Below are 26,726 nucleotides of genomic sequence, written 5' to 3' on the forward strand. Positions count from 1 at the left end.
TTTGGCCGATTCCAGCCCGATATTGGCGAAATCCGTGCCCGCTTTATGCGGCAAAACGATGTCGTCAGCCGGCTCTACTGGATGGAGTCGATCGAGCTTTGGGACGAGCCGAAATCGCCGAGCGTGCGGAACGACAGGTTGAAGCCGACATTCTGCGACACTTCCTTGGTGTTGATGTCGCGTGATTCCGAGTACGTCATCAGGTAGGTGAAGCAGGAATCATTGTAGGCAAAGCCGACGCCGTCCTTGACCAGCACGCTTTGTTGCAGGTCGTAGGTGCCGGTGCCGAAGACGCGCCAGTTTTCGGCCAGGTGTGTCGAGGCGCCGAGCGTGACTTCGTGGCGGTCGGTGGTGAAACCATAGAGCGGCTGCGCCTGGATGAAGGCGTATTTGGCGCTCAGCGAAACCGGCAGCCCGGAATAGGCGGCCTTCACCTCGGCACGGCGAACTTCGAAGGTCTGCTCGTCGAAGCGGCCGCTGAGCGAACCGGAGAAGCCGCTCGGGCTGCTGAAGCCGACAAGGCCGACATAGTCGGAGGTCGAAGTCTCCAAGCCGGAATCGGCGCCCGCATTGACCAGATCCGGTGAATCGAACGAGTTGCGCCCGCCCAACTGGTAGGATTGGCCGAAGATCGCGTTGGTGCCCCAGCCACTGTCGTAGGCGCCGGAATAGCGGAACCCGACATTGGCGCGGCTGCCGCCTTCGACGCGGTCGTAGCCGGAGAACTTGTCGCGCTCGAACAGGGTCGTGGCGTCGAAGACGAAGCTCTGTGCATCCTCGTTGGGAACGGCGAGCCCGCCGACATACTGCTCATTCGGGCGCATGAAGACCTGCGCCATCGGCTCGACGATATGGCTGGAGCCGGTCATCGAGAACAGCACCGGCCAGCGCATTTCAAGTCCGGCGGTCGCCATGTACCGGGCGAAGGAAGACCGCATGTCGTCGGCGGCACCGACATTCGTTGCCATCTGGTTTACCGCAGTCAGCGAAGCCGAAGAAGCGTTGAGATAGTCGACGTCGCCCTGCAGAGCCAGAAGGGGCGTCAACTGCAATCCGCCGTCCGTGGTGAAGGTACGCTTCCATTCGGCCTCGGCGGTGAGGCGACCGGATTCGCCCTCGATGCCGCGCACGCGCTGGACGCCTGAGCCCGGCACATAGGGGGTAAAATAGGCCTGATCGAGATCGTCGCGGCGGATGATGCGCGCATTGACGTTGAACGACAGCTGGCCGCCGGCCACCGACATGTCGGGGATGTAGGCATAGTCGAGCGACGGCAACACCCAGGGCTGCTTGTCGCTGCGCGATGCGACGTTGCCGTCCGGTGTGTTCTCCTGAACCTGGAAGCGCATGGCGCGCACATCGAAATAATTGCGGTCGTTTAGGCCGGTCAGGTAGACCGACGATTGATGCACGGCGTCGTTGTAGCCTTCGATCGTATAGGTACGCGAAAAATTCTTGTCGGTCTGAAGCAGGATATCCCAGCCGAAGTCCCAGCGCGGATTGATGGCGAACTGGCCCTTGGTGCCCATCATGCCGCGGAACTTGTTCGGATCGCCTGCTGGCCCCGAATTGACATTGTAGCCGCCGGGGAAAGCCGCGAAATCACGGAAAGCGCCAGGGTCCTGCTGGTTGATTCCGGCAAGCTTCAGCGTGTATTGGCCATTGTTGAAGCGCTGGCGCCACTCGGCCTCGCCGAGGAAACCCTGCTTGGTGTAGCCGCTGCCGGTAACGGTGAGGTCGTAGGTCGGCGACAAAGCGAAGTAGTAGGGGACTTTGACGCCGACGCCGAGACGATTGTTGTAGCCGATGCTGGGGATCAGGAAGCCGCTTTTGCGCTTGACCGTCGGGTCGGCGATCTCGAACGCCGGCAGATAAGCCAGCGGGAAACCGAAGAATTCGAAATTCGCGTTCTCGAAGCGAACCGTTTTCTTTTCGCCGTTCCAGATGATCTTCCTGGCTTTGATCCGCCAGGTCGGCGCCTTGTCCGGCTTGTCTTCGCAAGGCTCGCAGGCCGTATAGACGCCGTTGTGGAACGTTGTCAGCACGCCGCCCATGCGCTCGGCGCTTTCGGCGGCGAAATAGGCTTTTTCGGGCGTTTCGACGCGCAGCGCATTGACGAAACCGTCAGCGAAATCGTCGGTAATATCGATATGCTGCGAGTTGATCTTGGTGCCGTCGCTGTTGACGATCTCGACATTGCCGCTGGCAACCAGCCGCTTGGTGTTTCGATCATAGACGACGCGCTGGGCGACGAGCTTGTTGCCGCCATAGTCGATCTGGACGCCGCCGATGGCGGTGACCGTCTGGTTGTCGTTGTTATAGACGAGCGTGTCGGCCGCCAGCAGCATCTGGGAGCCGGAGGGAACCTTCGTTGCCACGTCGGTAACGTCCTGCGCCAGCGCAGGGCCCGTCAGCACGCCGCAGGCGAGCAGGCATGCCAAGGCGCTCGCCGAATAGAGGCGCGCCAAACCGGCCTGCCTATGGCTGCGCAAAGCCGCCTCCCTCACTAGCCGTCTTCCTTGTATAGCAGGAATGTCACCCCAAAGAACATAGCCACGACAACCGGAACCCATGCAGCCACGGCTGTGGGCACGAATCCCGCAACGCCGAATGCCTTGACCAATACCGAAACGACATAAAGCAGAAAGCCGGCGAGGACGCCACCCAGAATCATCGTTGCCGACTGCCCCATCCTCGCAAATCGCATTGAAACTGTTGCCGCAATCAGCGTCATGGCCACAAGCAGGAACGGTAACGCTACCAGCGAATCGAACTGCATGGCGAAGGCATTTGCCTTGAGGCCGAAGGAGCGGGCAACCTCAATCTTGCCGGGAAGGTCGTAAAACGGGATGGTTTCGGGGCGCGCCAGCCGTTCCTGCACGAATTCCGGCTTGAGGTTGGTCGGCAACTGGTCGGTCGTTTCGGAACGGATGTTGCCGTCCTTGAACACCTTGACGTCCTGCAATTCCCAGTAGCCGTCGCGCAGAAAGGCCCGGGCGGCGTCCTTGCGCTCGACGATATTGCCCTGCGGATCGAGGACGAAGAACACGGTGTCGGCCATTTCCAGGCCCTGGTTCAGGATGGCGCGGGCGCCGATGATGGTATCGCCGGAGTTGGTTTTCTGGCGGATCCACGGCGTGGCATCGGCCGCCACCGCGTTCGAATTGCCGGATCGCAGCTGGTTTTCCATCTGCTCCGACCATGAGAAGCCATGCGCGGCGATCGGATTGAGCACGCCGACCGACAATATGCCGAATAACAGCGCACCGATGCAGCAGGGCAACAGAAACTGCCAGGCCGACACTCCGGCCGAGCGCGCAATCACCAGCTCGTATTTTCGGTTGAGCGAGACCAGCGTCGCCATCGCCGAGAACAGGCCGACGAACGGCACCGTCTGCAGCATGATCATCGGCATCCTCAGCGCCGAGATGGCGACCGCCGTGCCGTAGGTGAAGCCCGGCAGGCCGGTGATGCGGCCGGACAGCTCGGTGAAGTCGATCAGGAACACCAGCGCCAGAAGGCCGATGAAGAACCAGATCGTGATCGACACGTAGCGAAAGAAGAAGTAGCGGCCCAGGGTCCAGCCCATCGTCAGGCTCCCTGGCCGGATGTGTAGCGCCGATTGAGGCGCAGCTTGAGCGCCGTCCAGCCATCGCTGACGCGGCCGGCGAAATTCGTCATCCAGTCGGCCCAGCTGCCGGGCAGTTCCATGCTTCGCGAGGTGACGATGAACCAGATGGCGACCGCCGAGGCGATGACCGGCACGCCATAGACCATATAGGCGTATTGCGGGATCTTGTCGGCCTTGCCGGCGGCAAAGAAGCCCAGCCAGCGCACGAACAGCGCAATGGCGATGGCTGTGATCAGCGGGTGGATGCGCGCCTCGCGGTGTGAGCGCGCATCGCCTGCCACGGCCAGCGCGATCAGCGCGAACACCAGCGAATAGGACCATTCGGAAAAGCGCTGGTCGAGCTCGGCCTTGTAGGCGCCGGGCCTGCGCTGGAAGATCTTGTCGTTCGGATCCGGGTTGAGCAGGTATTGCGTCGTTCGGTCCTTGGGCAGGAGCATGATATCGTTCGCCGCCGACATGAAGGCGGAAAGGTCGAAGGCGTAGGACGTGAAGCGAATGACCGACAGGTCGCCGGTCAGCGTCTTGCGATGAATGACGCCGTCATTCATCATCAGCACCTTCTCGTCACCCTTTTCGACGACGCTGCCGCTCTTGGCATAATAGATCAGATTGGCGCCTTCCTCGCGCGAATCGGCCACGAAGATGCCGCCGAGCCGGTTGTCCGGCAGCCGCTCGCCTATCTGCAGGAACAGCCCGTCGTCGATCTTGCGGAACGTGCCTTCCTGGATGATCAGCGACAAGAGATCGGCGCGCGAGGATGCTATCAGCTGGCGGTTCTTCTGCCTGGCATAGGGTTCGACGCCATTGTCGACCGCGAAGGAAAAGACGCTGGCCGCCAGCGCGATCAGCAGGACCGGCCGCACAATCGTCCAGCGCGAGGCGCCGGCGGCGTTGATGACGGCCAATTCCGAATCGGAGTTCATGACGCTGAGCGTCTGGGCCACCGCCACCACCAGGGCGAATGGCACCACGATCGGGATGATGGTGGGGATGATGAGGCCCGCGACCTCGAAAAAAGTGAGCGCCGATTGGCCACTGTCGGTGACCAGGTCGATGCGGGCAAGCACCTGCGTCGTCCAGACAATGGCCAGCGTCCAGATCAGCGCAGCGAGAAACACCGCCAGTGCGCGACGCATGATGTAGCGTTCAACGACCTTCATGTAAGGCTTTTCTCGATTTGCCGAACGGCATCATGCCCGCCGACAAGGTAGTCGTCCGGCTGCGGCTGTACAACTGGGTGCGTTTGGCCATTTCTTTCAGGCGGTTCGATCCGATTCTCCGTCCCACATCGCCCGTTCCGCAGGCCGGAGTGTCGGCGGCAATGAATAAGAAAGGGAGAACATCAATGGTTAACAAAAGGTTGCGGCAGGAAAGCGGAGCCGTGCCGCGACGAATCGTTATCGATTCCGCTGCGCATATGAGCCCTGATTCCGGCAAAGTCTTGCCAAATCAAGGAAAACGACCAAATGTCGCGCATCTTCCCTGAGAATGCATTTTTCCTGAAAATCTGAGCCGTTTCCCGAAAGCAGGACCTGATGACTTTGAGACCATTGATCGCCTTCGCCAAATTTGCCGCACCCAAAAAGGGCAGCATCATCGTGCTGGCGGCCGACGATGGTGGTCTTGGCGAACCGGCAAAGGCCTGCGACCCCTCAGGAACGCTGGCGCGGGCGTTTCCGGTGGCGGAGTTTTCCGGAAAATTCGCCGGTGTCGTCGAAGTGCTGGCGCCGCAGGGAACATCGCTCGACCGACTGGTGGCGGTCGGCGCCGGCAAGGTCGCCGGCCTCGATGACTTTGCCTGGCTGAAGCTTGGCGGCACCATCGCCGCGTCCCTGCGCAAGGCAGCGGAGGTGGCCGTCATCCTCGATGTGCCGGGCGCAAAGATTGGCGGCAGGCAAGCGGCGAACCTTGCCGCCGGCATCATTCTTCGCAGCTACTCCTTCGACAAATACAAGACCAGGAAAGACAAGGACGATGCCGAGCCGAAGAAACCGGTCAAGGTGACCATCCACACCGCCGATCCTGCCGCGGCGAAAAAGGCCTTCGCCGACGAGGTTGCGGTCATCGACGGCGTGCTTCTGGCGCGCGACCTTGTCAACGAACCGGCCAATACGCTCGGCCCGATCGAATTCGCCGCCCGCGCCAAGGAACTGGAAGCGCTCGGCGTCGAGGTCGAGATCCTCACCGAGAAGGAAATGAAGAAGCTCGGCATGGGCTCGCTCCTCGGTGTCGCGCAGGGTTCGCCGCGCGGCGCCCGGATGGCTGTCATGCAATGGAAGGGCGGCAAGGCCAAGGACGCACCGGTCGCCTTCGTCGGCAAGGGCGTCACCTTCGACACCGGCGGCAATTCTATGAAGCCGGCCTCCGGCATGGAAGACATGAAGGGCGACATGGGCGGTGCCGCGGCCGTCATCGGGCTCATCCAGGCGCTGGCCGCGCGAAAGGCCAAGGCCAATGTCGTCGGCATCGTCGGGCTGGTGGAAAATGCCGTCGACGGCCATGCCCAGCGCCCCGGCGACATCGTCACCTCGATGTCGGGTCAGACCATCGAGGTGCTCAACACCGATGCCGAAGGACGCCTCGTTCTGGCCGACGCGCTGTGGTATTGCAACGACCGCTTCCAGCCGAAATTCATGGTCAATCTGGCGACGCTGACCGGCGCCATCATGGTCGCGCTCGGCCAGCATTATGCCGGCCTGTTCTCCAACAATGACGAACTTTCGGACAGGTTGACGGCGGCCGGCCAGGCGAGTCAGGAGCGGCTGTGGCGCATGCCGCTTGGGCCCGAATACGACAAGCTGATCGATTCCAAGAACGCCGACATGAAGAACATCGGCGGCCGCTATGGCGGCGCCATCATCGCCGCGCAGTTCCTGCAGCGCTTCGTCAAGGAAACGCCGTGGGCGCATCTCGACATCGCCGGCACCGCGATGGGCTCTCCGCCGAGCGAGATCAACCAGTCCTGGGGCTCGGGTTTCGGCGTCAGGCTGCTCGACCGGCTGGTGCGCGACAATTACGAGGGATAAGGCAGGGAATGGCCGATGTCCTGTTCTACCACCTGACCGAATCGACGCTGGAGGATGCGCTTCCCGGCCTGCTCGAGCGCAGCGTCGATCGCGGCTGGCGCGCCGTGGTGCAGACAGGGACCGAGGAGCGGCGCGATGCGCTCGACCTGCATCTGTGGACATTCAGGGACGATTCGTTCCTCGCGCACGCGACCGACCGTGAAGCCCATCCGGCCGAACAGCCAATCCTGCTCACCACGAGCGACGCCAACCCCAACCAGGCGCAGATACGCTTCCTCGTCGATGGCGCCGCACCCGCCGATCTCGCCGGCTACGAACGCGCCGTGTTCCTGTTCGACGGCCATGACGCGGCCCAGGTCGAAGGGGCGCGGACGCATTGGAAGGTGTTGAAAGAAGCGGGCCACGCTGTCACCTACTGGCAGCAGACGCCCGACCGTCGCTGGGAGCGCAAGGCGTAAGTCGCGTTATCGGTCGCTGATCGTAACCTTGTTTATCTTCGCGCCCTGCGGGAGATCTTTCACCTGCCGATGGATTTGGCCGGCGATATGCACCTTCACAACGAAAAACGTCGTTTCCATCTCTCGCAGACTCATTTCGCCGCCAAGCACCGGCGGCTTCTTGAAATCATAGCATTGGCCGGCTGCCGGAATCAGTCCGTTCTTTCGGGCGGCAACGACAAGGCCCGCCAGCAGCAACTCGTCGCGGCGCGCTTCATTCTGCAAGTCGGCCTGAAATTCCGCCCAATGACCCGCAATTCTGGTCAATTTCCCGTCGAGCATATCGAGATGACGAACCGACCCGTCGCCGGCACGGAAAAATATGTCGCCGAAAGCTGACACCGCAGCTGGTTCAAGGCCATCCAGTCCGATCCACTTCCAGCCGTCCAACGCTTCCGCGACTTCGTTCGCAGGTGGTTCGATAAAGAGGAACTGATAGTCATGGGGCCATTCGGCTCTGATCAAGCCCCCTGTATTGGCTCTGTTGGCCTCGGCTTTTCCTTCCTGTCTGGCGTCGGACGCGCCAAAAATTGAAGAAATAAAGCGGAAAAAAGATCTGGCCATAATCGCCCCCGTACGGGTCTTTATACGTGCGAGAGATTCTAGCCGCAATCCACTGAAGGCTCCATAGTTCCCACGCATTCGTCTTGATGATGGCCATCACATTGGATCCGTTTTATGGATTGACTGGATGCAGGCTCATTGGGCGGGCTGAGAATGCGGATCAGGATCATCGGAACCGGGCGGGCCGTGCCGGCTCGATGCGTGACGTCGCGCGCCCTCGATGCGCGGCTGGGGTTTGGCGATGGACATTTCGAGGCCGCGACCGGCGTCATCGAACGCTATGTCTGCGACGCCGAATCGCAGGTCGACCTTGCTTGTGCCGCAGCCCGTCTGGCGCTTGCCGATGCCGAACTTGAGGCAGGCAGTGTCGATCTGGTCATCGGCGGTTGCGGCGTGCCTTACCAGCCGTTGCCGTCGACGGCGCCGCTGGTCATGCAGCGCCTCGGCCTTGCCGATGGGTCGGCGGCCGCTTTCGACGTCAACAGCACCTGCCTGGGCTTCCTCACAGCCTTCGAGACCGCGTCGCGCCTGATCGAGGCCGGGCAATGCCGGACGGCGCTGGTGTTCTCGTCTGAAATCGCCTCGCGCGCGCTGCCGTGGCAGGACCAGCCGGAAATTGCGGCCCTCTTCGGCGATGGCGCGGCGGCCGCCGTGCTGCAACAGGCAGCCCCTGCCGAGGGTCGAGTCGCGGCCAACCTGATGCGCACCTACCCTTCCGCCTATGCGGCCTGCAGCATCGGCTCCGGCGGCACCCGGTTCGACTTTCATCGTGAGCCTGAGGAATTTGCCCGCCACAGCCTGTTCCACATGGAGGGTAAGGAACTGTTTCGCGTCACGTCACGCCATTTCAACGGCTTTGTAGCGGAGTTGCTCGATCGCGCCGGCTGGCGGCACGACGATGTCGACCTCGTCGTGCCGCATCAGGCAAGCCCTTTCGCGCTCGCCCACATGGCGCGCCAGACGGGCTTCGCCAGGGAAAAGCTCGTCGACATCGCGGCGCGCTACGGCAATCAGATCGCCGCTTCCATCCCCTTTGCGCTCGACGTCGCGCGCCGCGAACAACGCATTGTGCCCGGCGCCAAAGTGCTGTTCCTCGGCACCTCGGCCGGCGTGTCGTTCGGCGGCATGGCGCTGGAAGCATGACCGTGGGACGCGTCCTCGTCACCGGCGCTAGCGGCTTCCTCGGCGCGCATGTCATGGCGCGGCTGGCTGCACTGGGCACACCGGCGCTGGGTCTTGGCAGGGACGCCAAACGCTGCGCGGCGCTCGAAGCCGCTGGTCATCGGGTCGTTCGGCTCGATTTGTCTCAACCATTCGATGCAGCTGCCGCGCGCGCTCTCGACGGCGTCGATGCGATCATCCACTGCGCGGCACTTTCCGCGCCCTTCGGCAGGTTGGCGGATTTCCAGACGGCAAATGTCACAGCTACCCGCAACCTCAGCGATTTCGCGCGCGGGCAAGGCGTGCGCCGCTTCGTCCATATCTCCAGCCCGACGGTCTGTTTCGCCTATCGCGACCAGCTCGGAGTTTCCGAGAATGCGGCCTTGCCCCCTCCGGTCAACCACTATGCCCGCACCAAGCGGCAGGCCGAGGAGATCGTGCTGGCGGCGCCTGAGATCAGCCCGGTGGTGCTGCGGCCGCGCGGCCTCTACGGTCCCGGCGACCGCACGCTGCTGCCGCGTCTGCTGCAGGTGGCACGGCAGCGCCCGCTGCCGCTGTTTCGCGACGGCAAGGCGCGCATCGATCTCACTTATATAGAGGATGTCGTCGATGCGGTGCTTGCCGCGCTGTCCGCCGGCAGCGCTGCCGAGGGACAGATATTCAACATCTCCGGCGGCGAAGTGGTGCCGGTCCGCCGCGTTGCCGAGGCGGCCTGCGCCCGCGCCGGCGTGCAGCCGCGCTGGCGCAGAATGCCGCTCTGGCCCGCCATGCTGGCGGCCGGGATAGCGGAGACGGTAGCGAATATATTGCCCGGCCGCCCGGAACCGCCGGTGACGCGCTACGGTCTTGGCCTGTTCGCCTATGCGCAGAGCCTCGATCTTTCCAAGGCAGGCCGCATCCTCGGCTGGGCGCCGAAAGTGTCGTTCGAGGAAGGGCTCGATCGCACATTCGGCAAGGCGATGGAAAGCAGGGGGGCAGCGTGAAGATCGTCTTCGCCAACAGCGCCTCTGTCGGCGCAGCCGAGCGCCTGATCCTGCGCGGCGGCAGCTGGGCGAAGGTCAGGCTACGTGTCCGCTACGGCCTGATCATGCATCCGCGGGCCGGCCCCGTCCTGATCGACACCGGCTACACGCCGCATGTGACACAAGGCAGTGGGCGCAGCACGGCGCTGCGTCTTTACAGTGCGATCCTCCGGCCCCAGCTCAACGAAGCCGAGCAGCCGCTCGCGGTACTGGCGCGCTTCGGCCTGTCTTTGCAGGATGTGCGCACCGTCATCGTCACGCATTTCCATGCCGACCACATGTCGGGCCTGTCGCTGTTTCCCAACGCTCGGCTTATCGCCAATGACACCGCCTGGGCGCGGGCGAAGGCCAAGACTTCCCTGCAGAATCTGCGCCATGGCGTCTTCAAGGAACTGTTCCCGTCTGACTTCGAGGCCCGACTCGACGGGCTGTCGTCGAAGCGGCAGGTCGAGCCGCGTGGCGGCGTACCGGGCGGCGCCGATCTGTTCGGCGACGGCAGCGTCATCGCAGTCGGTCTGCCCGGCCATGCCGATGGCCAGTTCGGCCTTTCGTTCCCAAATCTGGAGCGGCCGCTGCTCTACGCCGTCGACGCGCAATGGTTGTTCGCGGCCCTCGTCGAAAACCGAACTCCCGGTCTGCCGGCAACCCTGCTGGCCGAGGATGCCGCCGCGATCGAGCCGACCAGCGTAATGTTGCGCCGGTTTCTGGCGACCGGCGGCGAGGTTGTTCTTTGTCATGATCCGGCGGTGACGGCCTACGATCTGGCCGGAGAGAGCGCATGAACGGGCCGACGGAAGCGGCCCGTTCGTTTGTGTTGACGCAATGGCTCTCGCGCAAGAGCCGTGAGAATTTCGAACGCTGGCAAGGTCATGCCTTGCGCCGCTTTCTCGACCGCGACCTGCCGCGCGCGCCGTTCTACGGCAAGACGCCGCGTCATCTCGGCGATCTGCCGGTGACCGACAAGGCGACGCTGATGGGCAATTTCGAGCGCTTCAACATTCATGGCGTCTCGGCCGCCGAGGCCTGGAAGGCGCAGGCCGGCGATAGCCACATTGGCGAGCTGACTGTCGGCTCCAGCACCGGCACGTCGGGCAATCGTGGCCTGTTCGTCATTTCCGAGGCGGAAAAATACCGCTGGCTGGGCACCATCCTGGCCAAAGCCGTGCCCGATCTGCTCTGGCGCCGGCAGCGCGTTGCGGTGATCCTGCCGCAAAACACCGGGCTCTACGATAGCGCGCGCAAATCGCGGCGTATCGACCTGCGCTTCTTCGATCTGACGCGCGGTCCGGAGAGCTGGCGCGGCGCTCTCGAAGATTTCGCGCCGACGGTGATCATCGCGCCACCGAAGATACTGCGGCACTTCGCGGCCGAGGGCTTTCGGCTCAAGCCGCAGCGTGTCTTCAGCGCCGCCGAAACGCTCGACCCGGTTGACCGGCCGGTCATCGAGGCATTCTTTGGTGGTCAGGTCGACCAGATCTACATGGCGACCGAAGGGCTGTTCGCCGTCACCTGCCGCCAGGGCGGGCTGCATCTGGCCGAGGATTCGGTGTTCTTCGAGTTCGAACCGGCCGGCGACGGCCTGGTCATGCCGCTGATCACCGCCTTTCGCCGGCGGACCCAGATCATGGCGCGCTACCGGATGAACGACTTGCTGCGGCTGTCCGAAAAGCCATGCCGCTGCGGCTCGCCGCTGCGCACGCTGGACGAGATCGTCGGCCGCATGGACGACGCTTTCCGGCTAGCCTCGCCGCACGGGCAGCTCCTCGTCACGCCCGACATACTACGCAATGCGGTGCTCAAGGCCGACCGGCGCATCGACGATTTCCGCCTGGTCCAGACCGCTGAAGATGCAATCGAACTCAGCCTGGCCCCCGGGCTTGCCGACGAAGCCGCCACCGCCGCCCATCAGTCCGTGCGCAATTTGCTGGCGGCGCGCCAGGCGACAGCTTCGGTCAGCCTTGTTCGCAGGGACCTGCCGTTGGAGACCGGCCGCAAACTGCGTCGGGTCGAATGCCACCTGGGAGCGGCATCATGAACCGGCTCGCTATGTTGCCACTCGATCAGACGAACCGGGTAGAAAACAACCCGCGTGAGGTCGAAGCCTTCGTTCAGCTTTTCAACGAGGTGCCGGTGCGCGACCTCGTGCGCAATCTGACAGTGGCTGTCGAAACCTTCGAGATCGCCGGCCGCTCCTTTCCGCTGACGCTGAACGACAGAAGCGAAGCGCCGAACTGCTACATCTGCTGCCCGTCCAGCGCCTATGTCGACTATGCCATCGACGAGACCCGCAATTTCGTCTCCTCGCCCTTGCTGCAAAAAACGATGCGGATGCTGATCGGCCTGTGCGCGCCGCTGGTCAGGATGAGCGGCCTTGACCATCAGGTTCAGGTCAACAACTGGCTCTATTCGACCAATCCGGTGCCGCTGCTCGATCGCAACGCGGTCGCGGCGATGCGCGACGATCTCACCGCGCGTTTTCCCGATCGCGCTGTTCTCATCCGCTCCCTGAACGAGATCGCCGATCCGTCGACAATCGCAGCGCTGAAGGCGGAGGGTTTTCGAATGCTGGCGGCGCGGCAGATCTACATCTTCGCAGGCAACGGTTCGGCCATGACCAACGACATGAAGCGCGACCGCAAGCGGCTGCCCACGACGCCTTTCGAGCAGGTCGGCAATGGCGACTTCACCGAGGCCGACTATGCGCGCGCCGAAGCGCTCTACCGGATGCTCTATCTCGACAAATACACGCCGCTCAACCCGCACTACACGGCCCGCTATATCGGCGAGACGCACCGTCGCGGCATCCTGCAACTGGCAGGCCTGCGTCGTCCCGGCGGTGAACTGGTCGCCGTCGCCGCTTTGTCTCAGAACGGCAGGACACTGACGCAGCCCATCGTCGGCTACGACACCGGCCTCCCGGTGAGCGAAGGCCTTTACCGCATGATGATGGCGCTGGCGCAGGATCATGCGATGGCGCACAGCCTGTTCTTCAACATGAGCGCCGGTGCCGCCGCCTTCAAACGCTTGCGCGGCGCCGTGGCGACGGTGGAATACAACGCCGTCTATGCTGCCCATCTGCCGCGCCGCCAACGCATGGCGGTGCGGATCATGGAATTTGTGCTCGCGAAGATCGGCATTCCCCTGCTCAGGAGATTTGAACTTTGAGCGACACCCGGCAGCAGAAAGACAAAGACTATTGGCAGGCGGTGATGCGGTCTGCCGACATCAAAGCCAAGCCGAAGCGCATCCTGTTCGACGGCGCGCCACTGGTGCTGTTCCGCTCGGCGAAAGGCATTGCCGCCCTCTTCGACCGCTGCGCTCACCGCCTGGTCGAACTCTCGACCGGCAAGGTCGTCGGTGGCGAGATCGAATGTCCCTATCATGGCTGGCGCTACAATGGGGAAGGGCGCTGCACCGCCATTCCCGGCCATGTCGGCGACGTCCCGCATTACCGTATCCGCCGCTACAGCGCGATCGAGCGCGACGGCGTCGTCTTCGTCTCGGCAGGCACGCCTGAGGGCGAGCCCTATCTCCATTGCATGCAAGGCAAGGATGTCGTCGTGAAGCGGGTGCGAAGCTCGGCGCGATCGACGGTGCTCGACGCCGCCGAGAACATTCTCGACGCCACTCACACCCACTTCACCCACAAGGGTGTGCTGCGCGGCCTGACCGCAAAGCGCCATCTCGTGCGCGTCGAGGTGACCGGCGGCAAGGGCTGGGTCGAAAGCTGCTACACCGGCGAGGACCGCCAACAGGGGCTGGTCAGCCGGCTGCTGGAAGGCAAGCGCGCCAAGACCATCGGCCGCTACCGCCATCCCGGCATCGTCGAACTCGAATATTGGGGCAAGGGCGGCTTGGCGCTGGCGACCACTTTCCATTTGCGTCAGGCGGACGAACGGACCGTCGAAGGCGTCGGCTGGCTGATCGGCCCGCGACAGGGCCTGTTCGGCGAACTCAAGGCGCTTGCTTTCCGGCCGCTCTTTGCCTTTGCCCTGCAGCAGGATCGCCGTGTGCTGAAATCGGCCAGCGACAACGCCCGTATATCGCCGCAGGTTCAGCCGGCGATCGGCCCGCTGGATTTCCTGCGCCGCGACATAGCGGCGATCATCGACGGCAAGATGCCACCGGCGGCGGCAGAGCCGCGGGTGCACCAAATCGAGTTGTAATCTAAAGTTCACGGCACTTGATTCCAGTTCTGCTGTAAATTATAGTTCACGGATGATCGAAGTTCGATCCACTGACGAATTCCGAAAATGGCTCAGAGGGCTCACGGACATTCGCGCCGTAAAGAAGATCACCCAACGGATTGTCCGCGTTCAGGCTGGGCTGGCGGGAGACGCCAAGTTCTTCGATGGCATAGGAGAATTGCGCGTAGATTACGGTCCGGGATACCGCGTGTACTTCGTCCGGCGCGGCAACACGGTCATTATCCTGCTCTGCGGCGGTGACAAAGGCTCGCAGGACAGGGACATCGGAAAAGCCAGGAAAATGGCAAAGGAAGTTTGATATGACCCTCAGAACCACACCATTCGACGCCGCCGAATATCTTGATGATGCTGAGTCTCAAGCCGAACTGCTCGCTGATGCGTTCGAGACCGGGGACGCGACTTATATTGCGCACGCCCTCGGCATTGTCGCGCGCGCCCGCGGCATGACAAGCATAGCGAAGGACGCCGGCGTGACCCGAGAGGCACTCTACAAAGCGCTGAGCGAAAAGGGCGATCCGCGCCTCAGTACATTGCTGGGCGTAACCAAGGCGCTTGGCCTGCAATTGTCCGCAAAGCCAGTTATCCCGTTTAGGCAACCTTAGCAGGACTTACGCACTCAGCTGAAAACGGGAAGTTCCGCTTCAACTCGACTAGTCCTGCTCCGGCCCATTCCACTCGATATCGCGCGTCGACGCAGCCTGAAGGCTGATGCGCTGGCGCAGTGCTGTGCCGGCGATCTCGGCCAGCGTGCGCCACTGCGCCCGCTTCGGCGCGGGGTCGCCCGGCCAGTCGAGCAGCTCATCGGCATCGTGCATCGCCTGGCGAAAGCTGCCGAGACCACCGGAGCGCAGTGCCGCCGGCATCCCGTAGATCCACATCGCCAGCCTCACCGTCTGCGGCGCCGTCACGTCGGGCTTCACCTCGGCGCCATCCTCCAGCACCGCGTCGGCGAAGCGCCGCGGATCGCGAAAGAAGTGCAGGCCGCTCACGGCGCGCGGATTGCACTCCAGTGGCAGCACCCTGCCGTTGTTCTCGCGCATCAGGTCGAAGGATATCTGGCCGGTCCAGCCGGCGCCGGCGACGAAGGTTTCGACGAAGCGCCGCGCCGCGATATCCTCGACCGGCTCGAAACAGATGCCGGCGCCCTTGCCGGCGCGATAGAGCGAACGGTAGAGCGCCAGCGCTTTGAGTTCACCCTCGACCGCCACCGCATAGGCGCTGATCTCTTCACCGGCGATGTAGCGCTGCGCCACCCAAGGAGCGGCGGGCGAGGGGCGGACGGCGTCGAGTTCGTCCGGCGATGGCCGCAGCAGTACGTCACGGGCAAAACGTGACCACACAGGTTTGAACACCAATTCGCGCGATTGGCCACGAACGCCGTCGAGATCGGCCTCGCTTTGCAGCAGTATCGTTTCCGGCACGTCGAGCCCAAGGCTCTGCGCCAGCCGGATGAAGGCATGCTTGTCGTGAACGCTGGCGAGCATCGCCATCTCGGGTGCGAAGAGGCGGGCCGGCATGGCGCGGTGCTGCCAGAGACGACCGAGATAAAAGACTTCCTCGCAGGTCGGGATAACGAGTTCGATGCCTTCCGCGCGGACAAGCGCTTCGACCGCCTTGGCATAGGCGTCGGCGGCAAAGCGCGGCGGCAGCAGGCGATGGTAGGCGGCGCAGGCCGTGCTCGCTGCGGCGATCGGCCGGGCCGGGCTGTCGGCCAGGATCACCCGGCGACCGGCGCCATGCAGCAGCCGCGCCAGGTGCAGCGCCACCGGCGCGCGGGCACCGGTGATCAGCACGGTGCTATTGGGCATGAGCCACCGGCATCGGTTGGAAAAGACGAGTCGATGCTTCTGCGGAAGGCTTCATTCGCCATAAGTGCCACATGGCTTGCGTGCCGCCAACGGACTCCACAAAGGTGGCTCCGCTGCGTCAGCCATCGCTTTTTGGCCTTCGGGGCGTTATTGGCAATCTGTTGAACACCCGGATCTCCTCAATGCGCTTTCTGTTTGTCCTGATACTGCTTGCCGGCGCCGCCATTGGCTTCGTGTATCCCTGGGCCATGAGCAATTTCTCCGGCCACGAGATCGGCGCCTGGCGCGTCTACGACCAGGGACGGTTTAGGCCTGTGACGGTGACGCTGAAAGCTGGCGACGCGCCGGTCAGAGTGCTGGTCGACCTGACGGCGAGGGCCGAGCGCATTGTCTCGCAGCAGCGCACTGTGCTGACGCTGACTGCCGCCACAGCCGGCCGCACGGTGCTTGCCTCGACGCTGCAATTCAACCACGCCGACAATCCGCGCCAGGTCAGCCCGCAACTGCCCGACAAGATCTTTCGCGACGAGGCCGGCGTGATCGAAACCGTCAGTCCCGGCGCCTATCTCTTCACCGCCGGCCCGGGCGACGCCGACGATATCCCGATACGCGCAGTGGATCTGATACTGCGCTCCGGCGCCGGTGAGATCGATCAACGCGCACGGCCGGTTGGCTATGGGCTGATGGCCGTCGGCCTGATCGGCTTCCTGCTTACTCTGGCTTTCGGCGGTCGCCGGCCGGAGAACCCGAACTCGAAGCCGCCACCGCCGCGTTGGGGCAGAGGCTCCTCGACATGAGCGCGGCATGAACTACCGTCACGCCTATCACGCCGGCAATTTCGCCGACGTCGTCAAGCATGTCGTGCTCAGCCTTCTGCTCGACTATCTGAAGCAGAAGGACAAGGCGTTCCGTGTCCTCGACACTCATGCCGGCATTGGCCGCTACGATTTTTCGTCGGCGGAAGCGCAAAAGACCGGCGAATGGCAAGGCGGCATCGGCCGCCTCATCGACGCCCCGATCGAAAAATCGGCGGCTGCGCTGCTTGCCCCCTATCTTGAAGCGGTGCGTTCGCTCAATCCCGATGGCGGGGTGAAGAAATATCCGGGCTCGCCATTGATCGCCAGGCACCTCATGCGAAAGCAGGACCGGTTGTCGGCGATCGAACTGCACGGCGCAGATGCCGCCAGGCTGAAGACGCTGTTTGCCGGCGATTTCCAGACAAGGGTGATCGAACTCGACGGCTGGCTGGCGCTTGGCGCGCATCTGCCGCCAAAGGAAAAGCGCGGCCTGGTGCTGATCGATCCGCCGTTCGAGGAAGCCGGCGAATTCGACCGCCTCGTCGACGGCATGCAGAAAGCGCACAGGCGCTGGCCGGGTGGCATCTACGCGCTGTGGTATCCGATCAAGGATCGCAAAGCGATCATCGCCTTCCGCAAGGCGCTCAAGCAATCCGGCGTCCCAAAATTGCTCGACATCGAGTTCGAGATCCGGCCGGCATCGCGTGAACCAAGCCTCGACGGCAGCGGCATGGTGGTGGTCAACCCGCCCTTCACGCTGGAGCGCGAACTGCGCATCGTGCTGCCGGTCCTGCACAGATTGCTGGCGGTCGAAAAGCCGGCGCACTGGTCGCTGGAATGGCTGGCCGGGGAGTAGCGACGCTTCGCAGCGGGCGACGCCCGCGGCAAAGACACAAAGTCGCTAGAGGTTTTGACGGTGGCGCCATCCGCGAATGCTCAGCTGTGTTCAACGAACCGAAACCATGGAGATGCACATCTAATCGGCTCGGCGTTGACGCTAATCCCAGAATCCGAGAGATAGATATCTAATTATTAGATTTCGAATCGAATGCCAAGATCGACAGAAGAGGAACTGGTCAACGCGATAGGCTTCGCGATGTCGCGCTGGCAGGATGCCGTCGAAACGTTCGATGGGACCGTCGCCGAAATCTATGTGCTGAGCGCTGCCGAGCGCCGCTGTGTCTCGGTGCGATCAATCACGGCCGGCGGGGCCGGCAAACCTCGTAGCGAGGGAGACAAATCTCACGCCGGCGGCGGTCACGACGTTGATTGACCGGCTGGAAAAGCGCGGCTTCGTCAGCCGCCAGCCGGATCCCGATGACAGGCGCAAGGTCATGGTCGCGGCGGGCAAGAAGACCGAGGAACTCGTCCGGCGCTGCTACCATCCGATCCTCGAGGCGGGCGCCGCATTGCTGGAGAATATTCGGCGGCCGAGATGCAGTTTTTGCTCGGCTTATCAAGAGGTCGAAGCGATGCAGGAGGCGCAGACCGAGAGGGTGCGCGGCAAAGCAAAACCGGTGCGTTGAGAGAAGGCATCGGAGGATGGTCCGGCGAAACGCCGGTCCGGTTTCAAGTGTGTACTGTCAAGGAGACCCTATGCCCCGTATGATCTTCGTCAATCTGCCCGTCGCCGATCTCGCTGCGTCGATGGCATTCTACAAAGCCCTCGGCTTCGACAACAACCCGCACTTCACCGACGACACCGCAGCCTGCATGGTGCTGAGCGAAACGATCAACGTCATGCTGCTCACCCACGCCAAATGGCGTCAGTTCACCGATCGCCCCATCCCACCGGCCACCTCGAGCGAGGTCATGCTGGCCGTGTCCTGCGACAGCCGCGCGGCGGTCGATGCGATGAATGAGGCGGCGGCTAAAAATGGCGGCGCCGCCGACATCAACGCCCAGCAGGATTATGGCTTCATGTACAATCGTAGCCTGGCCGATCCTGACGGCCACGTCTGGGAAGCGATGTGGATGGACCCGGCCGCCATACCGCAGGGCGACGCCAAGCAAGGCTGAACCGGGTTTCGGCGGCCCGCCGGCCATGGGCAGGCCGCTTTTCCTAATGGGCAAGGCGAGCTTTTTCAAAGGTCAGGACGTGGTTTCGCAGCTTCGCACCGGAGAAACCGGTTGCGGAGCGGGAAACCATCGGCAGCGCGACCGCTTGACCGCGCGCCGCCGAATCCGCAAAGTGGGCGCAGTCGACCTTTGAGAGGCTGCCATGACTCGCTTTGCCAAATCCGCTCTTGCTGCCCTGATTTCGCTTTGCACGCCGCTGGCCGCACCCCTCGGCCAGCCAGCACAGGCCGCCGACCTTTCCGTCTATTCCGACGAGGACAGCGGCGTTTGCGGCGAGGCCTGGGTGCTAAGCAAGATCTCCAGCCGCTTCTCCTACCAGGTGCATCACGTGCCGCATCTGCCGGATGTTTCGATCACAGATTTCCAGCGCATCCACCAGCATCGCTATCTCCCGGCCAGCGAAGAATGGCCGATCGGCCGCCGCTATTGCGGCGCCACCGTCAGCCTTTCCGATGGCCGCGCCCGCACCATCTGGTACTTGATCGAGGAAGGCCAGGGTTTTGCCTCGATCGGCGACAATGTCGAATTCTGCGTCTCGGGCTTCGACCGCTGGATGGTCTACAACGGCCGCTGCCGCGTCCTGCGCTAAGGTCGGATAAGAACCGCCGTTGAACCTGCCATCTCCCGCAAGGGGGAGATCTGATGTCGCTCCGGTTTCGCCAATCTCCGAACTGCTGCCGCTGCCTCACACCGCCTTCCCACCAGACACGTAAGCGCAGATCAGCTCGACCAACTGCTTCTGCAGCTCCGGCGCGTCGAGCATGTCTCGCCGCGCGGCATTGTGGATGACGCCCTCGACCGCTGAGGACAGCACCCGGGCCACGGTCTCATTGTCCTTTCTGCGCCTGCGATATTGCGCCACCGCCGCCGTGTAGTGATCCAGATAGCGCGACTGGAACGAGGCATGGGCGGCGCGTGAGCCGCGATCGCCCGGCGCCTCGTCGAGCAGCACCTGATGCAGCGTCGGATGGATGCTGTGCGCATCGATCATGCCGCGCACCAGCTCCTGCGCGAATCGCTTGAGCGGCTTGTCGCCTTCTGCTGATTCGGCGATCACCGACAGCACCTGATCGAAATGTCGCCGGCGAATTGCTTCGACCAGCGACAGCTTGTCGGGAAAATATTGATAGAGCGAGCCGATGCTGACGCCGGCCGCATCGGCCACCTTGTTGGTGGTGAAGCCGGCCCAGCCGAGCGCGCTCAGAACATGAGCACCGGCTTCGATGAGCGCCTCGACCGTCGCTCTCGAACGCGCCTGGCGCGGCTGCTTGCGCATGCGTGAGCGCGGCTTTGCAATGCGAGTAGACATGTCTGCTCCAGCAGCCAAGAATATAGACAACATACTCACATTTCTTGCAAAGGATACAGACCATGGACGCGCTGGATTTGCTCCGCAGCCTCTTCGTTTATCAAGCCTGGGCGAATGGTGAATTGCTGGAGAAGCTTGCGGGCCTCGACCAGCAGGAGCATGTCGATCAGCGCCACACGGCGACCCGTCTCATCAACCACAACCTCGTCGTATCGAAGATATTCGCCGCGCATCTTTCCGGCACGCGTCATGGCTATGCGTCCGAAAACACCGAGGACACACCGGCACTCGATGAATTGAGCGCTGATGTCGCTGCGATGGATCGTTGGTATCTCGACTATATCGAAGCCGTCTCGCCAAAGCTCATGCCAGAGCCTGTGCCTTTCACCTTCACCGACGACGACAGGGCGATGATGTCACTCCAGGATGCTGACACATGTCGTCACGCATGGCGGCTATCACCGCGGCGAGATCGGGCGGATCCTGATGCGGATCGGCATTGCGCCGCCGTGGGATACGGTTGCCGTCCACCTCCATCACGCCGAGCCTTGCGCCGGCTGCAGGTGCGCGAGCGGGTTGGCGCTTAGGGGCCTGCACCCCTTGGCTTCCAAGGGATCGCGGCTTCCCGGGAGGAGGATTCCCCGATCTTTCGTTTCCCATTTCCGTTTGGCATCTCTTGCGCCGAAGCTGGCGATCTCCCTTCTCGTCGGGGAGACGTCCGACACAACAGGCTGTCCCTTCAAGTGCTGTCTTTCCTGGCTTCCGTCCACCCACTCGCAATATACGAGTAAAAAGCTCGCGTTTAGTTTAGTGCTGTTCCTGCAACCGTGGGGATGAAGCAAGATCAGCCTCTGCGGTGCGATGATTGTTGCCATCCGATAGGCCGCCGATGACCGCGTGAGATCGACGGCGTTGCAAGAGAATGTGAGCTTGACGAGAAGATCGTGTGAGTCGCGATATCAGAGATTTCTCTCGCAATAGTTCGCTGCGAAGCGGGAAGATTCTTTGCCGATTTCTGTGCCGATCATTGCGATCATGCTCTCAGCGTAACCGAAACTTAATCTGCAAAATTCTATGTAATGCTTCGCTGGCTAGATACGCACGAGTCAGATATGCATTAGCTCGCCGGGTCACTCACGGCCATCGGCACAAACGCAAGGGGCATCGCATGGCAAAGACCACGACGAAGGCGCCGGCGGCGAAAGCGCCGGCAAAGAAAGCGGCACCGAAAGCTGCCGCGAAACCTGCAGCAGTAAAGAAGGCAGCACCGAAGGCAGCGGCAAAGCCGGCTGCCAAGGCAGCGGCAAAGCCGGCAGCTAAGGCAGTAGCAAAACCCGCCGCCAAGGCAGCAGCGAAACCCGCCGCCAAGAAGCCGGCCGCCAAGGCTGTGGCGAAGCCTGCTGCGAAGGCAGCAGCCAAGCCCGCCGCCAAGAAGCCGGCAGCCAAGGCAGCGGCAAAACCCGCCGCCAAGGCTCCGATGAAGGCCGCCGCCGCCAAGTCGACGGCCGCTGTGAAGAAGGCTGCACCGGCCAAAAAGCCAGCCGCCAAGAAGAAGTAACAGCGGTCCATCTCAAAGCTCCCGGGAACTTTGCCGACTGGCAGATTCCCGGGAGCTTTTTTGTTGTGATTTAGGTCTTGTTTTGATGCATGTCGTTCTCTCGAAATTGACGCCACTTCTGTGAGACATGCATGGCGATTTCATTGTCGGCGGATTGGCCGCCTGGTTTTGCCCTTCTGGCAGTTGCTCCCTCAGGGAAGATCGGCCAACACTAAGGCGGTCGCATTCGATGGGGTTCAGGCGACACGCTCTAGACCTTTGTTTTACGCGCGTCGTTCTCAAGACCGGAATCGCATTTTTGAGCGACATGCACTGGCCGTCCGAAAACAGGGAACCGATCATGCCGAAGCTGCTCTACGCGTCCTCATCCCCCTACAGTTCCAAGGTGCGCATGGCAGCACTCCATGCCGGCATTGCCGTCGAGCTCGTGCCGGTCAAGACCGAGGACAAGCCTGCTGAACTGATGTCAGCCAATCCTCTCGGCAAGATTCCGGTGCTGGTGCTCGACGACGGCCGCTCGATCCATGACAGCCGCGCGATCACTCAGCATCTCAACCGCGCTTCGAAGAGCCTGTTGTTGCCGCGCAAGGCCGACAAGCGCCTCGAGGCCGAAGTGCTGGAGGCGCTGGCCGACGGCATATGCGACTGCGCGCTGTCGATGGTCTATGAGCGGCGCACGCGTCCGGAGGAGATGGTCTATCAACCCTGGCTCGATCGCCAGTGGACCAAGATCACCGCCGCACTCGATTTCCTCAACGCCAATCCGCCGAAGCTGCCGAAGAAGATCACGCTTGGCCAGCTGGCGTTGCGTGCCTGCCTCGGCTACCTCTCTCTGCGCTTCGCCGGCAAATGGGAAAAGGGCCGCGGCCGCCTGACCCGCTGGGCAGCGCGTTTCGATGAGAAGTTTCCGGGGCTGAAGGTGGCTGTGCCGGCCTGACGGGCGAAACAAAAAAAGCCGGGCGCGAGGCCCGGCTTTCTTGTGTCGTGGCTTGAACGACAGTTAGAACTTCATACCGACGCCGAAGGTGACGCGGTTGTCGCTCTCTTTGACCTTGGTGCCGACACTGTCGAAGCTCTTGGAACCGAAGTCGGTGTAGCGGTACTCGACACGGCCGAACACATTGTCGGTGATCTTGATGTCGGTGCCGACGCCGGCCGTCCAGCCGAGCATGGTGTTGCTGTCGCTGTCGCCGGGGACCGAGACCTTCTGGTTCTTCAGGGCGCCGCCGCCGGTGCCGTACAGCAGGATTTCCGGGGTCACGGCGTAACCCAGACGGGCGCGCAGCGAGCCTTCGAAGCCGCCCTTGGAATTGACGCCGCCGCTGTCACCCTTGACGCCGTTGTAGCCGAGATCGGCTTCAGCACCGTACACGAAGTTTTCCTGCTGCCACTGGTAGCCGCCGAAAACGCCGCCGACAAAGCCCTTGGTCTTGATGTCGGGGCCGCCGTCGTGGACTTTGGCATGACCGCTGAAGCCGTAGCCGGCGCTGAGACCGGCATACGGGCCGGCCCAGGAAGCGACGGGGAGCTCGGCGATCGGGGCTGGCGCCGGGGGCTCTTCCGAGACGACATCGGCAGCAAAAGCGGTACCGCTGAGGGCGAAGAGCCCGAGCGCAACCGCGAGCGGCGCGAATTTGAGATTGGTTTGCATTGTTGTTTACTCCTTAAGCCACAAGACACGTAGGCTTGTTTGTCCTGAGCGCCATCAACCCGTCCGGGGGGTGAAACGGATCTGGCACTCAACGGTTCCGAATGTCGTGTCAAAATGCGGCGGCAGCGAACCTGAAAATGGGTCATTCCCCGGCACGAATGAGGCCGAAGCTTGACGTTGCATCTTCGCAACAGCGAAATGTCAGTACGCAGGCGATGCTGCACTGCACTCGGCTTGGTGCAACGGGTTCAGCGTCCTATATTGCGGTCCTGCCGACCCGAATCCGGGGCGGTGCCGGCGGCGAAAAAGCCGTTTCGCCACATTCCTGCCCCAGGTGGAAACGGCATTTAACCCCTGGGCGCGTCACAATGTGCCGCTAGCCGAATTGAGGCGCAGATTGAGGATTGACAGATGATCGAAGCCGCCGGAACGGCGCTGGTGACGGGCGGGGCGAAGCGGATCGGCAAGGCGATCGTCGAGGATCTGGCCGCGCACGGTTTTGCCGTCGCCATCCACGCCAACCGCTCGACCGCCGAGGCCGACGCGCTGGCTGCGAGCATCAGGGACGGAGGCGGCCGCGCCGGCGTGGTAGCCGCCGATCTGACCGACATGGATGCGGTTGGCGATCTCGTCGGCCGCGCCGCGGCAGCGCTCGGCCCGGTCACGCTTCTTGTCAACAATGCGTCGCTGTTCGTCGACGATAGCGTCGAGGACTTCGACTGGGCGGCATGGGACCTTCACTTCGCCATCCATGTGAAGACGCCGGCGCTGTTGGCGCAAAACTTCGCCCGCGCCTTGCCGCAAGGGCAGGAGGGGCTGATCGTCAACATCATCGACCAGCGCGTCTGGCGGCCGACGCCGCGCTATTTCTCCTATGCGCTGTCGAAGTCGGCCCTGTGGACGCAGACCGAAATGCTGGCACAGGCGCTCGGTCCGCGCATCCGCGTCAACGCCATCGGTCCCGGTCCGGCGCTGAAGAATGCGCGCCAGGACGATGATGATTTCCAAAAGCAGGTCGATGGCCTGATTCTGAAGCGCGGCCCGCAATTGGCCGAATTCGGCGCCACCATCCGCTATCTCTGGGAGGCGCGCTCGGTGACCGGCCAGATGATCGCGCTCGACGGCGGCCAGCATCTTGCATGGCAGACGCCGGATGTGACAGGCATGGTGGAATGAGTCCCGCAGACCAGAAACACAAGACGCGCGCCGGCGCCGCCGACGATATGCCGCCTGACATCGAGCTTGAGGATGAAGCGGTCGAGGAGATCGTCGAGCCCGAGGCCACCGGGCCCGATGTCGCCTTCACAGCGATAGACTGGGCGCCGCATGCCGGCGACGCCGACGGCATGGTCGGCGCCGAGGTCATCCAGACATTGGTCAAGCGGCTGCCCAATGCGCCCGGCGTCTACCGCATGATGAACGCTGCCGGCGACGTGCTTTATGTCGGCAAGGCGCGCAGCCTGAAGAAGCGGGTGACCAACTACGCGCAAGGCCGGTTCCACACCGCCCGCATCGGCCGCATGGTGCGCGAGACATCGACGATGGAGTTCGTCGTCACCCGCACCGAAATCGAAGCGCTGCTGCTCGAGGCCAATCTCATCAAGCGCTTGCGGCCGCGTTTCAATGTGCTGATGCGGGACGACAAGTCGTTCCCTTACATCCTGTTGACCGGCGATCACGTCTCGCCCGGCATCTACAAGCATCGCGGTGCGCGCTCGCGCAAGGGCGACTATTTCGGACCTTTTGCGTCGGCCGGCGCGGTCGGGCGCACCATCAATTCGCTACAGCGCGCGTTCCTGCTCAGGAGCTGCACCAACTCCTTTTACGAAAACCGCACCCGGCCGTGCCTGCTCTACCAGATCAAGCGCTGTGCCGGTCCCTGCACCGGCGAAATCTCGCATGGCGACTATGCCGAGCTGGTCAGCGAGGCGAAGGATTTTCTGTCCGGCCGCAGCCAGAAGGTGAAGACCGAAATCTCTGCCGCCATGCAGCAGGCCTCGCAGGAGCTCGATTTCGAGCGCGCCGCCATTTATCGCGACCGGTTGGCTGCACTGTCCCATGTGCAGAGCCATCAGGGCATCAACCCGGCCACGGTCGACGAGGCCGATGTCTTTGCCATCCATCAGGAGGGCGGCCAGGTCTGTATCCAGGTGTTTTTCTTCCGCACCGGCCAGAACTGGGGCAACCGCGCCTATTTCCCCAAGGCCGATCCGGCACTGGAGGGGGCGGAAGTGCTGGGCTCGTTCCTGGCGCAGTTCTATGACGACAAGCCGACGCCACGGAACATTCTGCTGTCGCGAGGCGTCCAGGATCAGGAACTGCTGGCCGAAGCGCTGTCCACCCGCGCCGGCCGTAAAGTGTCGATCTCGGTGCCGCAGCGCGGCGAGAAGAAGGATTTGACCGACAACGCGCTGCAGAATGCCCGCGAGGCGCTCGGCCGCCGGCTGGCCGAAACCTCCACGCAAGGCCGGCTACTCGCCGGCTTTGCCGAGACCTTCGGCCTGCCGAAGCCGCCGGTGCGCATCGAGGTCTATGACAATTCGCATATTATGGGCACCAACGCCGTTGGCGCCATGGTCGTCGCCGGGCCGGAAGGGTTTGTGAAGAACCAGTACCGCAAATTCAACATCCGCTCGACCGAGATCACGCCCGGTGACGATTTCGGCATGATGCGCGAGGTGATGGAACGGCGCTTTTCGCGGCTGCTGAAGGAACATGGCGATGTCGTTCCCGACGACGCGGCAGCCGGTGGAGCAGGCGACGACATCGAAGAAGACATCTCCGGCAGCTTCCCGGCCTGGCCCGACGTCATCCTGATCGATGGCGGCCAGGGCCAGATGAGCGCGGTGCGCAAGATCCTCGCCGACCTCGGCATCGAGGATCGCGTGGCGGCCATCGGCATCGCCAAGGGCCAGGACCGCGATGCCGGCCGCGAGCGTTTCTTCGTCAGAGGCAGGGACTCGTTTTCGCTGCCCGTCCGCGATCCCGTGCTCTATTTCGTCCAGCGGCTGCGCGACGAGGTGCATCGCTTCGCCATCGGTTCGCACCGCGCGCGGCGCAAGAAGGAATTGGTCAAGAGCCCGCTCGACGAGATCGCCGGCATCGGTCCCGGCCGCAAGCGCGCGCTGCTGCTGGCCTTCGGCACTGCGAAGGCGGTCAGCCGCGCGGCAGTCGAGGATCTGGTCAAGGTCGACGGTATTTCAGAGCAGGTCGCCAAGCTCGTCTACAATCATTTCCATGAGAGCTGAGCGCCGGTGACGCCGCTGTCCCGATCAAATGGCAGCAGCCGTTCTTTTCTCGCAGGCCACTCGAATCCCGGCAATCGCGCGCTATTTTCGTCTGGCCAATCGAATCTCGCCTGTTGACCCCCTACATCCGGTTCTGATTTGAGTACGCAGGCAGAAAGAGTCCCTGA

29 protein-coding genes are annotated in these 26,726 nt (G+C 62.9%); 22 read left to right on the forward strand and 7 right to left on the reverse strand.

Annotation, left to right across the window (positions count from 1 at the left end):
• Positions 1 to 74: 74 nt before the first annotated feature.
• Genes NKJ58_RS14345 through lptF form a run of 3 tightly spaced genes read right to left on the reverse strand, consistent with a single transcriptional unit; the run spans position 75 to position 4,791 of the window.
• The gene (locus tag NKJ58_RS14345; RefSeq protein ID WP_023705353.1) at positions 75 to 2,507 is read right to left on the reverse strand and encodes an LPS-assembly protein LptD; all 2,433 of its coding nucleotides are present in this window, start codon (positions 2,505 to 2,507) and stop codon (positions 75 to 77) included.
• Complete coding sequence (lptG, locus tag NKJ58_RS14350) at positions 2,507 to 3,589, reverse strand: LPS export ABC transporter permease LptG (protein ID WP_023695591.1); 1,083 nt, start codon at positions 3,587 to 3,589, stop codon at positions 2,507 to 2,509. Before lptG ends, NKJ58_RS14345 begins: the two co-directional genes overlap by 1 nt.
• Positions 3,590 to 3,591: 2 nt before the next feature.
• Positions 3,592 to 4,791 (reverse strand): LPS export ABC transporter permease LptF, encoded by a 1,200-nt coding sequence (lptF, locus tag NKJ58_RS14355; protein ID WP_023672737.1) that lies wholly within the window; start codon positions 4,789 to 4,791, stop codon positions 3,592 to 3,594.
• Positions 4,792 to 4,823: 32 nt separating this feature from the next.
• Here lptF and NKJ58_RS14360 point away from each other — a divergent pair, with 32 nt between their 5' ends.
• Genes NKJ58_RS14360 through NKJ58_RS14370 form a run of 3 tightly spaced genes read left to right on the forward strand, consistent with a single transcriptional unit; the run spans position 4,824 to position 7,115 of the window.
• Entirely contained in the window at positions 4,824 to 5,117 is a 294-nt protein-coding gene (locus tag NKJ58_RS14360) for a hypothetical protein (RefSeq protein ID WP_155921583.1), read from the forward strand.
• Between the two features lie 49 nt (positions 5,118 to 5,166).
• Positions 5,167 to 6,657: a leucyl aminopeptidase gene (locus NKJ58_RS14365; protein WP_023695590.1), complete on the forward strand. Its 1,491-nt coding sequence runs from the start codon at positions 5,167 to 5,169 to the stop codon at positions 6,655 to 6,657.
• A gap of 8 nt (positions 6,658 to 6,665) precedes the next feature.
• Positions 6,666 to 7,115: a DNA polymerase III subunit chi gene (locus NKJ58_RS14370; RefSeq protein WP_023672739.1), complete on the forward strand. Its 450-nt coding sequence runs from the start codon at positions 6,666 to 6,668 to the stop codon at positions 7,113 to 7,115.
• 6 nt (positions 7,116 to 7,121) lie between these two features.
• On the opposite strand, the gene NKJ58_RS14375 is transcribed toward NKJ58_RS14370, so the two are convergent.
• Positions 7,122 to 7,718, reverse strand: coding sequence for a T6SS immunity protein Tdi1 domain-containing protein (locus NKJ58_RS14375; RefSeq protein ID WP_023685696.1), 597 nt, complete (start codon positions 7,716 to 7,718; stop codon positions 7,122 to 7,124).
• A 201-nt stretch (positions 7,719 to 7,919) separates the two neighbouring features.
• On the opposite strand from NKJ58_RS14375, the gene NKJ58_RS14380 reads away from it, so the two are divergent.
• Genes NKJ58_RS14380 through NKJ58_RS14415 form a run of 8 tightly spaced genes read left to right on the forward strand, consistent with a single transcriptional unit; the run spans position 7,920 to position 14,711 of the window.
• Entirely contained in the window at positions 7,920 to 8,861 is a 942-nt protein-coding gene (locus NKJ58_RS14380; protein WP_245263167.1) for a 3-oxoacyl-[acyl-carrier-protein] synthase III C-terminal domain-containing protein, read from the forward strand.
• The gene (locus tag NKJ58_RS14385) at positions 8,858 to 9,862 is read left to right on the forward strand and encodes an NAD-dependent epimerase/dehydratase family protein (RefSeq protein ID WP_023685698.1); all 1,005 of its coding nucleotides are present in this window, start codon (positions 8,858 to 8,860) and stop codon (positions 9,860 to 9,862) included. Before NKJ58_RS14380 ends, NKJ58_RS14385 begins: the two co-directional genes overlap by 4 nt.
• On the forward strand, positions 9,859 to 10,683 hold the full coding sequence (locus NKJ58_RS14390) for an MBL fold metallo-hydrolase (protein WP_023715074.1): 825 nt from the start codon (positions 9,859 to 9,861) through the stop codon (positions 10,681 to 10,683). Before NKJ58_RS14385 ends, NKJ58_RS14390 begins: the two co-directional genes overlap by 4 nt.
• Entirely contained in the window at positions 10,680 to 11,936 is a 1,257-nt protein-coding gene (locus NKJ58_RS14395; protein WP_352518939.1) for a F390 synthetase-related protein, read from the forward strand. Before NKJ58_RS14390 ends, NKJ58_RS14395 begins: the two co-directional genes overlap by 4 nt.
• The gene (locus tag NKJ58_RS14400; RefSeq protein ID WP_352518940.1) at positions 11,933 to 13,066 is read left to right on the forward strand and encodes a GNAT family N-acetyltransferase; all 1,134 of its coding nucleotides are present in this window, start codon (positions 11,933 to 11,935) and stop codon (positions 13,064 to 13,066) included. The genes NKJ58_RS14395 and NKJ58_RS14400 overlap by 4 nt, the downstream gene beginning before the upstream one ends.
• On the forward strand, positions 13,063 to 14,067 hold the full coding sequence (locus NKJ58_RS14405) for a Rieske 2Fe-2S domain-containing protein (protein ID WP_023715077.1): 1,005 nt from the start codon (positions 13,063 to 13,065) through the stop codon (positions 14,065 to 14,067). Before NKJ58_RS14400 ends, NKJ58_RS14405 begins: the two co-directional genes overlap by 4 nt.
• Before the next feature lie 52 nt (positions 14,068 to 14,119).
• Positions 14,120 to 14,407 carry a type II toxin-antitoxin system RelE/ParE family toxin gene (locus tag NKJ58_RS14410; RefSeq protein WP_023727340.1) on the forward strand — a complete coding sequence of 96 codons (288 nt, stop codon included), beginning with the start codon at positions 14,120 to 14,122 and terminating at the stop codon, positions 14,405 to 14,407.
• A gap of 1 nt (position 14,408) precedes the next feature.
• A complete protein-coding gene (locus NKJ58_RS14415) occupies positions 14,409 to 14,711 on the forward strand; it encodes an addiction module antidote protein (RefSeq protein WP_023814929.1) in 303 nt (100 codons plus the stop codon).
• Positions 14,712 to 14,759: 48 nt separating this feature from the next.
• Here NKJ58_RS14415 and NKJ58_RS14420 read toward each other — a convergent pair whose 3' ends face one another.
• The gene (locus NKJ58_RS14420; RefSeq protein WP_031205215.1) at positions 14,760 to 15,917 is read right to left on the reverse strand and encodes an ATP-grasp domain-containing protein; all 1,158 of its coding nucleotides are present in this window, start codon (positions 15,915 to 15,917) and stop codon (positions 14,760 to 14,762) included.
• Between the two features lie 182 nt (positions 15,918 to 16,099).
• Here NKJ58_RS14420 and NKJ58_RS14425 point away from each other — a divergent pair, with 182 nt between their 5' ends.
• The 6 genes from NKJ58_RS14425 to NKJ58_RS14450 all read left to right on the forward strand — a co-directional run bounded on the left by NKJ58_RS14425 (position 16,100) and on the right by NKJ58_RS14450 (position 19,382).
• Complete coding sequence (locus NKJ58_RS14425) at positions 16,100 to 16,714, forward strand: hypothetical protein (protein ID WP_023673461.1); 615 nt, start codon at positions 16,100 to 16,102, stop codon at positions 16,712 to 16,714.
• Between the two features lie 7 nt (positions 16,715 to 16,721).
• Positions 16,722 to 17,570, forward strand: coding sequence for a 23S rRNA (adenine(2030)-N(6))-methyltransferase RlmJ (locus NKJ58_RS14430; RefSeq protein ID WP_023673460.1), 849 nt, complete (start codon positions 16,722 to 16,724; stop codon positions 17,568 to 17,570).
• Between the two features lie 192 nt (positions 17,571 to 17,762).
• Positions 17,763 to 17,987 (forward strand): hypothetical protein, encoded by a 225-nt coding sequence (locus tag NKJ58_RS14435; RefSeq protein WP_023689096.1) that lies wholly within the window; start codon positions 17,763 to 17,765, stop codon positions 17,985 to 17,987.
• On the forward strand, positions 17,980 to 18,240 hold the full coding sequence (locus tag NKJ58_RS14440) for a MarR family transcriptional regulator (protein ID WP_023689095.1): 261 nt from the start codon (positions 17,980 to 17,982) through the stop codon (positions 18,238 to 18,240). Before NKJ58_RS14435 ends, NKJ58_RS14440 begins: the two co-directional genes overlap by 8 nt.
• A gap of 70 nt (positions 18,241 to 18,310) precedes the next feature.
• The gene (locus NKJ58_RS14445; protein ID WP_023684718.1) at positions 18,311 to 18,733 is read left to right on the forward strand and encodes a VOC family protein; all 423 of its coding nucleotides are present in this window, start codon (positions 18,311 to 18,313) and stop codon (positions 18,731 to 18,733) included.
• 202 nt (positions 18,734 to 18,935) lie between these two features.
• Complete coding sequence (locus tag NKJ58_RS14450; RefSeq protein ID WP_023673457.1) at positions 18,936 to 19,382, forward strand: hypothetical protein; 447 nt, start codon at positions 18,936 to 18,938, stop codon at positions 19,380 to 19,382.
• Positions 19,383 to 19,478: 96 nt separating this feature from the next.
• Here NKJ58_RS14450 and NKJ58_RS14455 read toward each other — a convergent pair whose 3' ends face one another.
• Positions 19,479 to 20,102 (reverse strand): TetR family transcriptional regulator, encoded by a 624-nt coding sequence (locus tag NKJ58_RS14455; RefSeq protein WP_031198064.1) that lies wholly within the window; start codon positions 20,100 to 20,102, stop codon positions 19,479 to 19,481.
• A 62-nt stretch (positions 20,103 to 20,164) separates the two neighbouring features.
• On the opposite strand from NKJ58_RS14455, the gene NKJ58_RS14460 reads away from it, so the two are divergent.
• From NKJ58_RS14460 to NKJ58_RS14470, 3 genes are all read left to right on the forward strand, one after another.
• A complete protein-coding gene (locus NKJ58_RS14460; RefSeq protein WP_348626027.1) occupies positions 20,165 to 20,689 on the forward strand; it encodes a DinB family protein in 525 nt (174 codons plus the stop codon).
• A gap of 581 nt (positions 20,690 to 21,270) precedes the next feature.
• Positions 21,271 to 21,660 (forward strand): hypothetical protein, encoded by a 390-nt coding sequence (locus tag NKJ58_RS14465; RefSeq protein WP_023673454.1) that lies wholly within the window; start codon positions 21,271 to 21,273, stop codon positions 21,658 to 21,660.
• A gap of 340 nt (positions 21,661 to 22,000) precedes the next feature.
• A complete protein-coding gene (locus NKJ58_RS14470; protein ID WP_352518941.1) occupies positions 22,001 to 22,597 on the forward strand; it encodes a glutathione S-transferase family protein in 597 nt (198 codons plus the stop codon).
• Positions 22,598 to 22,660: 63 nt separating this feature from the next.
• On the opposite strand, the gene NKJ58_RS14475 is transcribed toward NKJ58_RS14470, so the two are convergent.
• Positions 22,661 to 23,311 (reverse strand): outer membrane protein, encoded by a 651-nt coding sequence (locus tag NKJ58_RS14475; protein WP_023684724.1) that lies wholly within the window; start codon positions 23,309 to 23,311, stop codon positions 22,661 to 22,663.
• Positions 23,312 to 23,722: 411 nt separating this feature from the next.
• Between NKJ58_RS14475 and NKJ58_RS14480 the strand changes: the two genes are divergently transcribed.
• Positions 23,723 to 24,487: an SDR family oxidoreductase gene (locus NKJ58_RS14480; protein WP_023684725.1), complete on the forward strand. Its 765-nt coding sequence runs from the start codon at positions 23,723 to 23,725 to the stop codon at positions 24,485 to 24,487.
• Positions 24,484 to 26,559 (forward strand): excinuclease ABC subunit UvrC, encoded by a 2,076-nt coding sequence (gene uvrC / locus NKJ58_RS14485; protein ID WP_023715084.1) that lies wholly within the window; start codon positions 24,484 to 24,486, stop codon positions 26,557 to 26,559. The genes NKJ58_RS14480 and uvrC overlap by 4 nt, the downstream gene beginning before the upstream one ends.
• Positions 26,560 to 26,726: the final 167 nt, after the last annotated feature.

Origin of the sequence: Mesorhizobium sp. M0139 (assembly GCF_040322455.1) — a bacterium.
GTDB lineage: Bacteria > Pseudomonadota > Alphaproteobacteria > Rhizobiales > Rhizobiaceae > Mesorhizobium.